This is a genomic window from Pseudomonas sp. AU12215 (assembly GCF_001675465.2).
Taxonomy (GTDB): Bacteria; Pseudomonadota; Gammaproteobacteria; order Pseudomonadales; family Pseudomonadaceae; genus Pseudomonas; species Pseudomonas nitroreducens.
Genome location: NZ_MACM02000164.1, coordinates 1 through 13,726, shown reverse-complemented (window position 1 = coordinate 13,726; position 13,726 = coordinate 1). Strand labels below are relative to the sequence as shown.

11 protein-coding genes and 1 pseudogene are annotated in these 13,726 nt (G+C 65.2%); 8 read left to right on the top strand and 4 right to left on the bottom strand.

Features of this window, described 5'->3' with window-relative positions; translation table 11 throughout:
- Window positions 1-20: 20 nt before the first annotated feature.
- Window positions 21-419 carry a YbaN family protein gene (locus tag A9513_RS25560; protein WP_024766143.1) on the bottom strand — a complete coding sequence of 133 codons (399 nt, stop codon included), beginning with the start codon at window positions 417-419 and terminating at the stop codon, window positions 21-23.
- A 51-nt stretch (window positions 420-470) separates the two neighbouring features.
- On the bottom strand, window positions 471-1,058 hold the full coding sequence (locus A9513_RS25555) for a YecA family protein (protein ID WP_065085950.1): 588 nt from the start codon (window positions 1,056-1,058) through the stop codon (window positions 471-473).
- A 196-nt stretch (window positions 1,059-1,254) separates the two neighbouring features.
- Here A9513_RS25555 and recQ point away from each other — a divergent pair, with 196 nt between their 5' ends.
- The 6 genes from recQ to A9513_RS25525 all read left to right on the top strand — a co-directional run bounded on the left by recQ (window position 1,255) and on the right by A9513_RS25525 (window position 9,215).
- On the top strand, window positions 1,255-3,399 hold the full coding sequence (gene recQ / locus A9513_RS25550; RefSeq protein WP_024766141.1) for a DNA helicase RecQ: 2,145 nt from the start codon (window positions 1,255-1,257) through the stop codon (window positions 3,397-3,399).
- Window positions 3,400-3,502: 103 nt separating this feature from the next.
- Window positions 3,503-3,793 (top strand): hypothetical protein, encoded by a 291-nt coding sequence (locus A9513_RS25545; RefSeq protein ID WP_065085949.1) that lies wholly within the window; start codon window positions 3,503-3,505, stop codon window positions 3,791-3,793.
- A gap of 67 nt (window positions 3,794-3,860) precedes the next feature.
- Window positions 3,861-5,057, top strand: coding sequence for a diguanylate cyclase (locus A9513_RS25540; RefSeq protein ID WP_065085948.1), 1,197 nt, complete (start codon window positions 3,861-3,863; stop codon window positions 5,055-5,057).
- A 97-nt stretch (window positions 5,058-5,154) separates the two neighbouring features.
- Window positions 5,155-6,171 (top strand): DUF2804 domain-containing protein, encoded by a 1,017-nt coding sequence (locus tag A9513_RS25535; protein WP_065085947.1) that lies wholly within the window; start codon window positions 5,155-5,157, stop codon window positions 6,169-6,171.
- A 119-nt stretch (window positions 6,172-6,290) separates the two neighbouring features.
- Entirely contained in the window at window positions 6,291-6,725 is a 435-nt protein-coding gene (gene slyA, locus A9513_RS25530) for a transcriptional regulator SlyA (RefSeq protein WP_024766137.1), read from the top strand.
- A 294-nt stretch (window positions 6,726-7,019) separates the two neighbouring features.
- Window positions 7,020-9,215: a FimV/HubP family polar landmark protein gene (locus A9513_RS25525; RefSeq protein ID WP_065085946.1), complete on the top strand. Its 2,196-nt coding sequence runs from the start codon at window positions 7,020-7,022 to the stop codon at window positions 9,213-9,215.
- Between the two features lie 133 nt (window positions 9,216-9,348).
- Here A9513_RS25525 and A9513_RS25520 read toward each other — a convergent pair whose 3' ends face one another.
- Window positions 9,349-11,535, bottom strand: coding sequence for a patatin-like phospholipase family protein (locus A9513_RS25520; protein ID WP_065085945.1), 2,187 nt, complete (start codon window positions 11,533-11,535; stop codon window positions 9,349-9,351).
- A 70-nt stretch (window positions 11,536-11,605) separates the two neighbouring features.
- Between A9513_RS25520 and A9513_RS25515 the strand changes: the two genes are divergently transcribed.
- Both A9513_RS25515 and rfaD read left to right on the top strand, forming a co-directional pair.
- A complete protein-coding gene (locus tag A9513_RS25515) occupies window positions 11,606-11,890 on the top strand; it encodes a SelT/SelW/SelH family protein (RefSeq protein WP_024766134.1) in 285 nt (94 codons plus the stop codon).
- A gap of 123 nt (window positions 11,891-12,013) precedes the next feature.
- A complete protein-coding gene (rfaD, locus tag A9513_RS25510) occupies window positions 12,014-13,006 on the top strand; it encodes an ADP-glyceromanno-heptose 6-epimerase (protein ID WP_024766133.1) in 993 nt (330 codons plus the stop codon).
- A 314-nt stretch (window positions 13,007-13,320) separates the two neighbouring features.
- Here the strand turns inward: rfaD and A9513_RS25505 are convergent.
- Window positions 13,321-13,710 (bottom strand): annotated as a pseudogene (locus A9513_RS25505) (DMT family transporter); the annotation flags it as partial.
- Window positions 13,711-13,726 lie beyond the last annotated feature (16 nt).

Genomic DNA, 13,726 nt, shown 5'->3' with positions numbered 1-13,726 from the left:
TTTTCGAGCCCGCAGCGGACTCAATCCAGGCGCCGCGTCTTCGTCCGAATCAGGTAGATGCTCACCAGCGTCGCACTGGTCAGCATGAACGCCCAGGCCCAGGGGCGCTGCACGATGAACCCTGAAATGAGGATGCTGCACCACATCAGGCCGATGGCGTAGACCTTGCCCTTGAGCGGGATGCCTTCGCCGTCGAGGTAGTCGCGAATCCACGGGCCGAGTTTCGGGTGATTCACCAGCCAGTCATAGAAGCGCTGGGAGCTGCGCATGAAGCAGGCGGCGGCGAGCAGCAGGAAGGGCGTGGTGGGCAGTACCGGCAGGAAGATGCCGATCACGCCCAGTGCCACGCTGAGCCAGCCGATGCCCAGCAGGCAGTAGCGAACCCAGGCGTGACGGCTTTGGCGGATTTCTCGTGGCATCGACGTACGCGTAGCGAATCCGGAGCCGCGTTGCGCGGCTCCGGCAGTGGATCAGTGGGTGCGGGGCTTGAGCAGGGCCGGTTTCTCTTCCGGGGCCTGGCACAGCAGGAACAGGTTGGTCAGCAGTTCGGGAATCTGCGCGACCATGTCATCCACCAGTCCGCGGTCGCTGGCGATCTCGTCGAACTCGGGTTGTTCGTCGAACAGGCCGGAACCGACCATGATCGGCAGCAGCAGCTCGCTGACTTCTTCCTCGGCCTGCTCGAACCACACCGCTTCACGCAGGAACACGCCTTCCATGAAGCCGATGCACCAGCCGCGGATGTCGGAGTCGTCCGGCTCGTCGCCCAGGTAGGGTTCGCAGGGCAGCTCCAGCTCTTCGTCACCGGCCATCTGGCGGATGATGTGCGCCTTGAGCTGGGCCAGGGTCGATTCGATTTCGTTGCGCTCTTCCTCACTGCGGTAGTGCGGCGGCTCGGCAAACAGGGCGTCGATCCACTCGCGCTCCGGCACTTCCTCCGGGCAGATCGCCAGGGCGGTCAGGTAGCCGTGTGCCGCCACGTAGTCCAAGGCTTCCTCGTGCAGGTCATCGGCATCGAGAAAGGCTTGCAGGCGGGACAATTGGTCGGCGAAGGACATCGGGTACTACCTCGGAGGTGATCGGTCCCGAATTGTAGTCCTTCCGGGGGCCCGCGGCAAAAGCCAAATGCCCGTGCAGCCTGAGCCGACGCGGGGTTCGGACGCATGTGACGGATTTTTCCGCAGTTTCCCGGACAAGGTGCCGGCCGTGGGCGGACGGCTTGCGTATAATGCGCGGCTTCATTCGGAGTCCCCCATGCTCGATCAGGCACTGCGCATCCTCAAAGACGTTTTCGGTTACGACGCCTTCCGCGGCAATCAGGCGCGGATCATCGAGCGCGTGGCCAGCGGCGGCGATGCCCTGGTGCTGATGCCCACCGGCGGCGGCAAGTCGCTGTGCTTCCAGGTCCCGGCGCTGCTGCGCGACGGCCTGACGGTGGTGGTCTCGCCGCTGATCGCGCTGATGGAAGACCAGGTCGCCACACTCGATGAACTGGGCGTGCCGGTGGCGGCGCTGAACTCCTCGCTGAGCCCCGAGGCCCAGCGCGAAATCGCCGCTCGCCTTCAGCGTGGCGAAATCAAGCTGCTTTATCTGGCGCCCGAGCGCCTGGTGCAGCCGCGCATGCTGGACTTCCTGCAACGCCTGGAGATCGGCCTGTTCGCCATCGACGAGGCGCACTGCGTGTCGCAGTGGGGCCATGACTTCCGTCCCGAATACCTGCAGTTGGGCCAGCTCGCCGAGCTGTTCCCGCACGTGCCGCGCATTGCCCTGACCGCCACGGCGGACATGCGCACCCGCGAGGAGATGATCCAGCGCCTGCACCTGCAGGACGCCGAGCAGTTCCTCTCCAGCTTCGACCGGCCGAACATCTTCTACCGCATCGTGCCCAAGGAGCAGCCGCGCAAGCAGTTGCTGGGCTTCCTCGCCGAGCGCCGGGGCGATGCCGGCATCGTCTACTGCATGTCGCGCAAGAAGGTCGAGGAGGTCGCCGAGTTCCTCTCCGCCCAGGGCTTCCCGGCGCTGCCTTACCACGCCGGGCTGTCCAACGACCTGCGCGCCTATCACCAGAAGCGCTTCCTCAACGAGGAAGGGCTGATCATGGTCGCCACCATCGCCTTCGGCATGGGCATCGACAAACCCAACGTGCGCTTCGTCGCGCACCTGGACCTGCCGAAAAGCCTCGAGGCGTATTATCAGGAAACCGGCCGCGCCGGCCGTGACGGCCTGCCCGCCGATGCCTGGATGGCCTACGGCCTGCAGGACGTCTTGCTGCTGCGGCAGATGATGCAGAACTCCGAGGGCGACGAGCGCCACAAGCGCGTCGAGCGGCACAAGCTCGAAGCCATGCTGGCGCTGTGCGAGGAAACCCGCTGCCGCCGCCAGGCGTTGCTGGCCTATTTCGACGAGGTGATGCCCAACCCCTGCGGCCATTGCGACATCTGCGTCGATGGCGTGGAGACCTGGGACGCCACCGAGCCCGCGCGCCAGGCGTTGTCTGCCATCTACCGCAGCGGCCAGCGCTATGGCGTCGGTCATCTGGTGGACGTGCTGTTGGGCAAGGACACCGAGAAGGTGCGCAGCGTCGGCCACCAGCACCTGGCGGTATTCGGCATCGGCAAATCCCGCGCCGAGGACGAATGGCGCACGCTGTTCCGCCAACTGGTCGCCCGTGGCTTCGCCGATGTGGACGTCGACGGCTTCAATGGCCTGCGCCTGACCGAGGCCTGCCGTCCGTTGCTGCGCGGCGAAGAGACGCTGGCCCTGCGCCGTGATCCGAAGCCGCAGCGCAACAAGTCGTCCTCTTCTGGCGGGGCCAGTTCGGCCAGCCAGCTGGTGCGCCAGGAAGAGCGCGAGATGTGGGAAGCCCTGCGCACCCTGCGGCGCAAGCTGGCGCAGGAGCACTCGGTGCCGCCCTACGTCATCTTCCCCGATGCGACGCTGCTGGAGATGCTGCGCAGCCAGCCGACCACGCTCACCGCCATGGCTCAGGTCAGTGGCGTCGGCGCGCGCAAGCTGGAGCGCTACGGTCAGGCCTTCCTCGACGTGCTCACCGAGTCCGAGGCGGCGCCCGCCACCCCGGCACCGGTGGCCGACCTCAGCCACGAACTGGTCACCCTGGCCCGCGCCGGCATGACCCCGGCGCAGATCGCCCGCCAGCTCGATTGCAGCGAGAAGAACGTCTATAGCCTGCTGGCCGAGGCCATCGGCAAGCAGCAGCTGGGCCTGGAACAGGCGCTGGACCTGCCCGAGGAACTGCTCGGTGAAATCCAGGACGCCTTCCTCGACGAGGACGGTGAGCTGCCGCCGGTGACAGCGATCGCCGAGCTGTTCGAGGGCCGCGTCCCGCTGGGCGTTCTGCATTGCGTGCGCGCCGCCCTGCAGGCCGAGCTGGAAGTCTGATCGCGCCGAAATACGGCGTTACAGATGAAATATCAATGTGCCAGCAACGGCGCCTTTTTCCACCAGTCCTATCTGTCAGTACGGAACACTTTCGGAGTGACAGATGGCGAGCTGGGTGCGGGTAGTGGCGGGGCTGCTGGTCGTCGGGCAACTCAGCGGATGTGCCAGTGGTGGCGGTCTGACCGAAGGTGGCAAGAACGCCTTGATCGGCGTTGCGGCGGTCGCGCTGGTAGCAGGGCTGGTCATCATGTCCAAGGACGATGACGACGATGATCGAGACTGCCGCAAGCATCACAATCGCTCCGAGCGCCGCTATTGCAATGGCTCCTACTACGACCACGACCACGACCACGACCGCTACCGCTACCGGAACTCCCGTGACGATCGCTGGTGATTGCACTGATCCGTCAGTTTCGTGACGGGGCAAAACGACAAACTTGTGACGCACGTCCCGAACAGCTATGGTGGCACTTAGACCTCCACGAGAAGAGGTGAGCGTGCCACAACAACAAAGCTGGCTGGACGACGTCCGCTCCAATGCCTATGCCGAACAGCTCTCCCGGGGCTTTCGCCGCCTGCGTTTCGAGCCCGACCTCGAGACCCAGTACCGTCATTACCTGCTCGAAGACAGCTTCGACCTCAAGCGCACCGCGCTGACCATCGGCGTGCTGATCTGGCTGGCGCTGGCGGCCATCGATTTCCTCCTCATCCGTGGTCCCGAACACTGGCAGATGCTTGCCGTGCGCATCGGCGTGCTGGTGCTGCTGACCGTCTGCGGCGGGTTGATCCTGCAGCGTCGCCATATCCACCTGCTGGTGCCGCTGAGCCTGGCCTGCATCCTCAGCGTCGGCATCGGCGCGGCGGCAGTCGCCGGCATCGCCCACACAGTGGACCAGAGTTATCCCTACGAAGGCCTGTTGCTGGTCAGCATGGCCGCCTACTTTCTGATCGGCCTGCGCTTCGCCGAGGCGGTGGGCAGCGCTTCCGTGATCCTGCTGGCCTACGTGGGCTTCGAGTTGTATGCGGGACTGCCGTTGCCCAAGCTGATCAGCAACGTGGTCTTCCTGCTGTTCGGCAACCTGGTCGGCGCGGTGGGCTGCTACCTGCTGGACTACAAGTCCCGCCAGCATTTCCTGATCAGCCGCCTGCTCAAGGTCATGGCCGAGCACGATGCCCTGACCGGCCTGCACAACCGCCGCAGTTTCAATCGCCAGCTCGAGCGCCTGTGGCGCCAGGCGCAGCGCGAGAGCGTGGGGCTGGCACTGCTGCTCTGCGATGTCGACCACTTCAAGGCCTACAACGACCGCTACGGCCACCAGGCCGGCGATGGTGTGTTGCAGCGTATCGGCGAGGTGCTCATGGCCAGCGCCCGGCGCCCGCTGGACATGGCTGTGCGCCTGGGCGGCGAGGAATTCGCCGTGCTGCTCTATGGCGCCAGCGAGCGGGAGGCGAGGGAGCGTGCCGAGGTGTTGCGCGGAGCGGTGCAGGGCCTGGGCATCGTCCACGAAGGATCGCTGACGGCGGATGAGGTGACGCTGTCCATCGGCGTCTCCTGCCTCTGGCCGGAGACAGGGCATCCGCTGCGCAGCATCTACGAGCACGCCGACCGTGCGCTCTACGAGGCCAAGGCGTTCGGGCGCAACCAGGTTGTCGCCTGATGGCCCATTCCGTCCCCCGAGCTGGCGCCGTGCGTGACTGCGGCGTGCCCAGGCGCGGTGCTAGGATTCGCCGCACCTTGCCTCCGAGCCCGCGCCCATGCAGCAGCTGATCCAGCCCAACGGCCAACCGCACTACGGCATCTTCCCCGGCACCCCGGCGACCATCAATCACCGCGACTTTGACTTCCGCTCGCCCATGGGGCGCCGCCTCGGCGCGTTGAGCAAGTGGCGCAGCTTCCACCAGTTCCAGTACTTCGGCCTGATCAGCCCGACGCTGATCGGCGGCTGCGCGCTGGCGGACCTCAGCCTGCTGTCCATCGGTTTCGTCTACCTCTACCACCCCGAGAGCGGGCGGATGATCGAGCGCCAGTTCAAGTGCCCGCTGGGCAAGGGCTCAAATTTCTCGCAGACGCCCAACGACGGTGTCTGTGAACTGCGCCAGGGGCGCAACCTGCTGCGCCTGGAGAATGGTTCCTCGCCCCTGGAAAAGCGCCTCCTGGTGGAACTGGACGACGGTACCCGCATCGACGCCCGTTTCAGCGAGGAGCAGCCAGCGTTCGAACCCATGAGTATCTGCACGCCGACGGCGGTCAACGGCTGGGTCTACGCCCGCAAGGTGGCCGGCGTGCATTGCCATGGCGAGGTGCGTAGCGCGCTGGGCGACTACGACCTGCGGGAGCTGGATGCCTACGCCCACCACGACTGGTCCGCCGGCTACATGCGCCGCGAGACGTTCTGGAACTGGGCGTGCCTGTCCGGCGAGGCGCAGGGGCGGCGTGTCGGCCTGAATCTGTCCTGCGGGGTCAACGAGACCAGCTTCACCGAGAACTGCTACTGGCTCGACGGCCAATTGGTGAAGGTCGATACGGTGCGTTTCGAGTTCGACCGCGATTATCCGCTGCAGCCCTGGACCATCCGTTCCTATGACGGCCAGGTCGAGTTGCGATTCGAAGCCCACGGCCTGCACCAGGAACGCCTGAACCTCGGCGTGCTGGCGAGCAACTTCAAGCAGATCTTCGGGCGCTTCAGTGGCGTGCTGAAACCGGCAGGGCAGGCCGAGGTGCGTATCGACAATCTGTGGGGCTTCGTCGAAGACCAATATGCGAAATGGTGAGGCCCGAGGTCACACCCTGCGACAATCTGTCATTGTACGGGCTTGATTAGCTGGCTAATAATTAGTCAAATCAACTTAGCCGACTCATCCTCGATTCTCTCAGTAGAAAGCCCGACGCAATGTCAGATAACGATAAGCACTACTTCGGTACCCAATTGGCCCAGGCTTCGCGTGCATGGCGGGCTGAACTCGACCGCCGTCTCAGTCATCTCGGACTTTCCCAGGCGCGCTGGCTGGTGCTGCTGCACCTGGCGCGCCACTCGGCCGCCCCCACGCAGCGCGAGCTCGCGCAATCGGTCGGGGTCGAAGGTCCGACGCTGGCCAGGCTGCTGGACGGCCTCGAAGCCCAAGGTCTGGTCCGGCGGCAAGCCGTGGCCGAGGACCGTCGCGCCAAGCGTATCGCCCTGACCCCCAAGGCAGACGTGCTGATCACCGACATCGAGAATATCGCCGCCGCGGTTCGCAACGAAGTGCTGGCGGGCATTACCGAAGATGAAATCGCCCTGTGCCAGAAAACGCTCAGTCGGATTCTCGGCAATCTTGAGCGGAACTGAGCAATTCATCACGTTATTCAGGTAAAGTAGCCATTTTTCTGGCGGTCCTTTGTGGGGCCGCTGGCCATTCGCTATCCACTCCCCAACCATTCGCCGGTTTTTCGACGATTTATCTTGACCAAATCCAGCGCACCACCTAATCCGTGATATCAGACGGCCTGTACTCTGCAAGGTACAGTGGGTAGTGCGTGACGGTCTGCAGTCCGGCATGGCTTCAGGTGTGAGGACAGGTTCAGCCTGCTGCTTTCGAGTGGTCAGGGAATGGCGTGCAGACCCGGACAATGGGATGGGGTTATGGCTCGAATAAAGAGAATTCCGCTGACGCTGGCCGCACTGTCGGTTTTTGTATCCGCTCACGCGAATGCCCTCGGTCTCGGGGAAATCACGTTGCATTCCGGCCTGAACCAGCCGCTGGATGCCGAGATCGCTCTGCTGCAGACCGGCGACATGACGTCCGACGAACTGGTGGCCAAGCTCGCCAGCCCCGCGGACTACGAGAATGCCGGGGTCGACCGCTTCGTGTTCCTGCAGAACCTGCGCTTCACCCCGGTGATTCGCAACGGCCGTGGCTACATCAAGGTGGTGTCCACGCAGCCGGTACACGAGCCTTACCTGAATTTCCTGATCGCCGTGGAGCGCCCCAACGGTCGCCTGCTGCGCGAATACACCGTGCTGATCGATCCGCCGGAGTACAGCGCCAACCGCAGCCTGGCCGCCAATCTGGCGACCAGCGTGCCGGCGCCTTCGCGGGCTTCCGGCTATCGCACGGAACCTGTACGCAGGGCTCCGGCGCAACCGTCGTTGCCGGCTGGCGACGGCCGCTACACCACGGTGCGCAATGACACTTTGTGGAAGATCAGTTCGCGCCTGAGCGGCACTGGCGTTTCGCGCTCGCAACTGATGGACAGCATCGTCGCGCTGAATCCGCAGGCCTTCGTCAATGGCGATCCGCATCGACTGAAGGTCGGCCAGACGCTGATCCTGCCGCAGGGCCAGCAGCTCGCCGGTAATACTGCCGCGCCCGCTCCGCAGGCCGCTTCAACAGAAGCATCCACGCCTGCCGCGCCCGCAGCCGTTGCCCCGACCCAGGCACCGGGCAACACCGCCGCGCCGGCCGGTGGAGCCGACGCCGCCAAGGTCGAGGCCGACCTGCTCCTGGCCAACGCCCAGCGCGACCAGTTGAACCAGCGCATGGACGACATGCAGAAGCAGCTGGAGTCCCTGCAGCAGGCGTTGCAGAGCCGCGACCAGCAGGTGCAAACGCTGCAGGCCGAGCTGGATCGCCGCCAGGGCGAAGCTGCCTCGGGTAATGCCCCGGCAGCCGATGCTCCCGCGGCCAGTGCGCCAACCAATGCCATTCCCGCTGCCCCCAATGCGGTGGCGTCGGCGCAGCAGGATGCCCCGGCTGCGAGCGTTGCCCAGCCGGCGACTCCGGTGCAGGACGCGCAGGACAGCGGTTTCAACTACTGGCCATGGCTGGGCGCTGGTGCTCTCGGCGCACTGTTGGTCGGCCTGCTGTTCGCCCGCCGCAAGCGCGAGGAAAAACCGGTCGAGATGCCGCCCCTGCAGGCGGCTGCCGAGCCAGTCAGACCGCTTCCGCCGGCCAAACCGCTGGCTGCTGCCGTCGTGGCCCCGGTACCGGTTCCGCATCCGGTGGTGATCGCCACTCCGGAACCGGGCGTCGCCCGGCTGCCGGCCGCCAGCGCGGACAGCCTGGAAGGTGCGGACATCTATATCGCTTACGGCCGCTTCAACCAGGCCCGCGACATGCTGCGCAAGGCCGTCAATGCCGAGCCGAACCGCCGCGAGTTGCGCATGAAGCTGCTGCTGGTGCTGGCCGAGCTGGGTGACGTGGCGGGCTTCCATGAGGAAGAGCACGCCCTGCTGGCTGTCGGCGGCGACCAGAAACAGATCGACCAGCTCAAGTCGCGTTACCCGGCGATGCTGATCCGCCCGGAAGACACCCTCCAGGCGCCCACCGGGGAGACGCTGACCGATTGGGACGATCTCGAGCTGGGCGAACCGGTGGCTGCCCCCGTGGAGCAGCCCAAGGCGGCGCAGGACCAGCCGGACTTCGCCATGAACCTCAGTGACCTGTCGCTGGACCTGGACCTGGACTGGGACAAGCTCGACAACCCCTTCGAGTCGCCCAAGCAGGGCAAGGCTGCTTCCAAGGCCACCCAGGAAGTGCCATCGGACTTCCGCAGCAACCTGCATGAACTGCCGGAAATCACCGAGCTGGATCTGGGCGAGCACGGCGAGATGTTCGGTCATGGCAGCAAGGCCCAGGTGGAGGACGACCTGACCTTCGACCTGCCCGACGACATCGGCCACGAGCATGACGAGCTGCTGGCCAGCCTCGACCGTGCGCGCAAATGCATCGACCAGGGCAACCTGGAAGAAGCCTACGGCATCCTCAAGCAGGTGATCGCCAGCGGCGACTCCAAGGCCAAGGCCGAAGCGCGCGAGCTGCTGGCGCTGATTGCCTGATCCGCTGTCTGAATGAAGAAGCCCGGCACTTGCCGGGCGTTTTCATTTGCGAGAGGCCGACATTGCTCACCTCCCGAGGATCGGGCGCGAAGGCTCTTGTAGGAGCGAGCAAGCTCGCTCCTACAAGAGCGGCTCAGAAGTTACGGCCCAGGTTGATGTACACCGCGTGCTCGCTGGCATCGTTCAGGCCGTAGCTGAAGGACAGCGGCCCCAGCGGTGTCTCGAAGCCCATGAGAATGCTGCCGGCGTTGACGTAGCCGGTGTCGTAGCTGTTGTCGTTGTTCCACACCCTGCCTCGCTCCAGGCTGCCGCCCAGGTAGAAGGGGAAGTCCAGCGGCAGGAACGATCGCTCGGTCATGCGCCGGTAGTAGATGACCCGTCCGAGGCTGTAGTTCTGCCCGGCCAATGCGTCCTGGCGATAACCGGAAAGTTGCCGCGCGCCGCCGAGCAGGAAGCTCGACACCACCACCTCGGCGTCATCGATGGTGCGGCCGTAGCCGCCGCCCAGCACCCAGGTGTTGGGGCCGCTGCTCAGCGCCTTGTCCAGGCGCAAATCCCATTGCCGGTAGCGGTCGTCGTCGCCCAGGGACGGCGTGTGTTCGCGGAAGGAGGTCTGGATGTTCTCGCCTTCACGGGGGAAGTCGACGTTGTCCATGGTGTCGAAGGAGTATTTGAGCTCGGCGTAGCCTTCGGTGAAGTGGAAGTCCGGCAGGTCCTGCTCGCCCACGCGTACGTCGGCCTTGCCGAAGGCCTGGGCCACGCCGAGGCGGATCTCGCCGTTGTTGGCGATCTGCCGGCCGAGGTTCAGGCCATAGCCATAGCGCTCCAGGCGGTACTCGGCGATGGGGTCGTCGTTGTCGGTGGCCTCGACGTTCTGCGCCTCGTTGAACAGGTAGGGCGCGACGAAGTAGCGCGAGCCCACGTCCAGCGGCTGGTAGAACTCGCTATAGAGCTCCTGCTGGTCGCCGATCTGCAGGCGCGTCAGCCATTCCGCGCCGAGGCGGTTGATACCGTTCATGCGGTAGCTGCCGCCGACGTTGAAGGTGCTGTCGCCGCGTAGGTCGTCAGAGAGGTTCAGGCCCAGGCGCAGGTAGTCGGTGCCGCTGCGCTTGCCATAGGCGTGGATCACCAGCGCGTTGCCATCCTTGCGGTGCACGACCCGGTACTGGACCTGGTCGAAGTAATCCAGGCCGTAGAGGGTGCTCATGTCGCGCTGCAGGCGTTCCAGGTCCAGGTGCTCGCCCAGCGGTTGGCGAATGTAATGGAGGATGACGTCGTCGCTGACCTTGGAGTTGTTCTCCACCTCGATGCGGTCGATCACCGGCTGGCGCTCGCCCGGTGTGCGCGCCTCGTTCAGTGCCACTGCCTGGGCGTCGGCGGGTTTGCGCAGCGCTGCCAGGCGCGGGGCGAGGATGCTGGTGGCGCGGTAGCCGGCGTCGATCAGCTGCGGCACGCGGCCAAAGTCGGTTGAGCTGTAGCCACTGAGCGGCGGCTGCACCAGGATGTCGCTGGATTTCAGGGTGGCCAGCTGTGCTTCGGAGTTCTTGCGGGTCATCAGGGTGATGGACTGGTTGAGCATGTCCACCACGGTGGCCAACTGCTTGCGATCCAGCAGCGGGTTGCCGATGTCGACCACGATGACCACGTCGACGCCCATCTGCCGGGCCACGTCCACCGGGATGTTGTCGACCATGCCGCCGTCCACCAGCAGCTTGCCGTTGACCTCCACCGGCGCGAACACCGCCGGGATCGACATGCTGGCGCGGATCGCCTGGGGCAGGTGGCCCTTGCTGAACACCACTTTCTCGCCGGTGGAGATATCGGTGGCCACTGCGCGGAAGGGAATCGCCAGCTGATCGAAGTCGCGGGTATCGCTGGTGTGCACCAGCAGGCTTTCCAGCAGCATCGACAGGTTCTGCCCCTGGATGGCCCCCAGCGGCAGGCCGAGGGTGCCGTCGTCGCGGAAGCTGAGCTTCTGCTTCACCAGGAAGTCGCGGTCGTCCTGTTTGCGGCGGAAGGGCACGTCGACCCGCGGCGGCGAGTCGGACAGCGCTTCCTTCCAGTCCAGCCCCAGGGCCAGTTGTTCCAGCTCCTTGGGCGTGTAGCCCGCTGCATACAGGCCGCCGATCACTGCGCCCATGCTGGTGCCGGCGATGGCGTCGACGTGGATGCCCTGTTCGTCCAGCGCCTTCAGCACGCCGATGTGCGCCAGGCCGCGCGCTGCGCCGCCGGAGAGGACCAGGCCGATCTTCGGCGGAGTGTTCGCCGCCAGGGCGCCGAGAGGAAGGAGCAGGAGGAGGGCGAACAGCAGTCGGCGCATGAAGAGAAGAGTCCGGTAGGGCATTTCAGAGCGGTATTATAGGTTCGCGTCCTACTGCAGAGTCTGATTCATGTCCGAAGCCAAAGCCGAAATCGTCATCACCTATTGCACCCAGTGCCAGTGGCTGTTGCGCGCCGCCTGGCTGGCCCAGGAACTGCTGAGCACCTTTGGCGACGACCTGGGCAAGGTCAGCCTGGTGCCGGGCACGGGCGGGGTCTTCCACATCACCTGCGACGCCGAGCAGATCTGGGAGCGCAAGGTCGACGGTGGTTTCCCCGAGGCCAAGGTGCTCAAGCAGCGCGTGCGCGACCGCATCGATCCGCAGCGCGACCTGGGCCATAACGATCGCTCCTGAAGCGTCGCGGTACCGGTCGGCGGAACCATTCGATAGCTGGCTAACTTCCTTGCTTCATATCAACGGGGTACGCGCGTACCACTCTTAGTCTGAGGGCACCCATTCTCCACAGGAGGTGCCCTCATGAGCATCATTGTCACTGGCGCCGCCGGCTTCATCGGCAGCAATCTCGTCAAGGCGCTGAACCAGCGCGGCGAGACCGACATCATCGCGGTCGATGATCTGACCGAGGGTGACAAGTTCGCCAACCTCGCCGACTGCGACATCAGCGACTACCTCGACAAGGGCGATTTCATAGCGCGCTACGCTCGCGGACGCTTCGGCGTGGTGCGTGCGCTGCTGCACCAGGGTGCCTGCTCCAGCACCATGGAGCGCGACGGGCGCTACATGATGGACAACAACTACCGCTACAGCTGCGAGTTGCTGGACGCCAGCCTGTCCCTGGGCGTGCCGTTCCTCTATGCCTCGTCGGCGGCGGTCTATGGCGGCGGCCAGGAGTTCCGCGAGACGCGCTCCTGCGAGCGGCCGCTGAACGTCTACGGCTACTCGAAGTTCCTCTTCGACCAGCGCGTGCGCAAGGTGCTGCCCACGGCGCGCACCCAGGTGGCCGGCTTCCGCTACTTCAACGTCTACGGCCCGCGCGAGCAGCACAAGGGGCGCATGGCCTCGGTGGCCTTCCACTGCTTCAACCAGTTCCGCGAGACCGGCAAGGTGAAGCTGTTCGGCGAGTACGGCGACTACCCGGCCGGCGGCCACCTGCGCGATTTCGTCTCGGTGGAGGATGTGGCCAGGGTCAACCTGCATTTCCTCGACAATCCCGAGCGCAGCGGCATCTTCAACCTCGGCAGCGGCCGTGCCCAGCCGTTCAACGACGTGGCGCTGGCGGTGATCAACACCCTGCGCGAACAGCAGGACCTGCAGCCGCTGACCCTGGACGCAGCGATCCGCGATGGACTGCTGGAGTACACCGAGTTCCCGGATGAGTTGCGCGGCAAGTACCAGTGCTACACCTGCGCCGATATCGCCTTCCTCCGCGAGGCGGGCTACCGCGCGCCGATGATGGGCGTGGAGGAAGGGGTGCAGCGTTACTGCCGGTGGTTGCTGCAACAGGCTTGATAGCCCGTGTATCGGACCTTTTACCCACTCTTTACCCAGTGCTGACGTTCCAGGCAGGGCAGACGCGCGATCATTGCGCCCAGAGCTGAAGCTGCCTCGCCCCCTCCGGCGTCGTGGAAAGGTTCACCCAATCTCGGCGCCTTATCCACAGGCACCACACCGAACAGGCCGCCTCGCAGGCTGTCGTGCGATGAATCCTTGGCAGTCCCTCCCCGGGGCAAGGTTCGATATACGCGCGCTGCGGGGCAGCCTTCCTTTTCAGCGTATTCACTACCCGGCAAGTGCAGAGCGAGCAAGTTCGCTCCTGCAGGTCGTTAATGCGAGCCACGTGCGCTGAGGAAGGTCGCGAAGATGATCAGCGTGCCACCCGCCAGCATCCGCAGACTCGGCTCCTCGCCGAACAGCACGGCGGCGAAGGCGATGCCGTAGACCGGCTCCAGGGCAAAGATCACCGCCGCCGTGCGTGCCTTGATCAGTCGCAGGCTGGCGACGAACAGGCTGTGGGCGACACCGGTGCAGAGGACGCCCAGCGCCACCAGCCACAACCAGTCCATGCCGCGAATCGCGGGCAACTCGAAGAGCACCAGCGGCAGCAGGCAGGCGATGATCGTCAGGTTCTGGCACAGCGCCGCCTGGATTGGGTCGATCCCGCGCACGCTGACCCGGTTGGCCAGCGACAGCAGGGCGAACAGCAGCCCGGAGAGYGGTGGAGGTGGTTAG

Bases quoted from the DNA above. Each gene is read 5' to 3' on its own strand.
- A9513_RS25560 (WP_024766143.1), bottom strand. From the start codon at position 419: ATGCCACGAGAAATCCGCCAAAGCCGTCACGCCTGGGTTCGCTACTGC.
- A9513_RS25555 (WP_065085950.1), bottom strand. From the start codon at position 1,058: ATGTCCTTCGCCGACCAATTGTCCCGCCTGCAAGCCTTTCTCGATGCC.
- recQ (WP_024766141.1), top strand. From the start codon at position 1,255: ATGCTCGATCAGGCACTGCGCATCCTCAAAGACGTTTTCGGTTACGAC.
- A9513_RS25545 (WP_065085949.1), top strand. From the start codon at position 3,503: ATGGCGAGCTGGGTGCGGGTAGTGGCGGGGCTGCTGGTCGTCGGGCAA.
- A9513_RS25540 (WP_065085948.1), top strand. From the start codon at position 3,861: ATGGTGGCACTTAGACCTCCACGAGAAGAGGTGAGCGTGCCACAACAA.
- A9513_RS25535 (WP_065085947.1), top strand. From the start codon at position 5,155: ATGCAGCAGCTGATCCAGCCCAACGGCCAACCGCACTACGGCATCTTC.
- slyA (WP_024766137.1), top strand. From the start codon at position 6,291: ATGTCAGATAACGATAAGCACTACTTCGGTACCCAATTGGCCCAGGCT.
- A9513_RS25525 (WP_065085946.1), top strand. From the start codon at position 7,020: ATGGCTCGAATAAAGAGAATTCCGCTGACGCTGGCCGCACTGTCGGTT.
- A9513_RS25520 (WP_065085945.1), bottom strand. From the start codon at position 11,535: ATGCGCCGACTGCTGTTCGCCCTCCTCCTGCTCCTTCCTCTCGGCGCC.
- A9513_RS25515 (WP_024766134.1), top strand. From the start codon at position 11,606: ATGTCCGAAGCCAAAGCCGAAATCGTCATCACCTATTGCACCCAGTGC.
- rfaD (WP_024766133.1), top strand. From the start codon at position 12,014: ATGAGCATCATTGTCACTGGCGCCGCCGGCTTCATCGGCAGCAATCTC.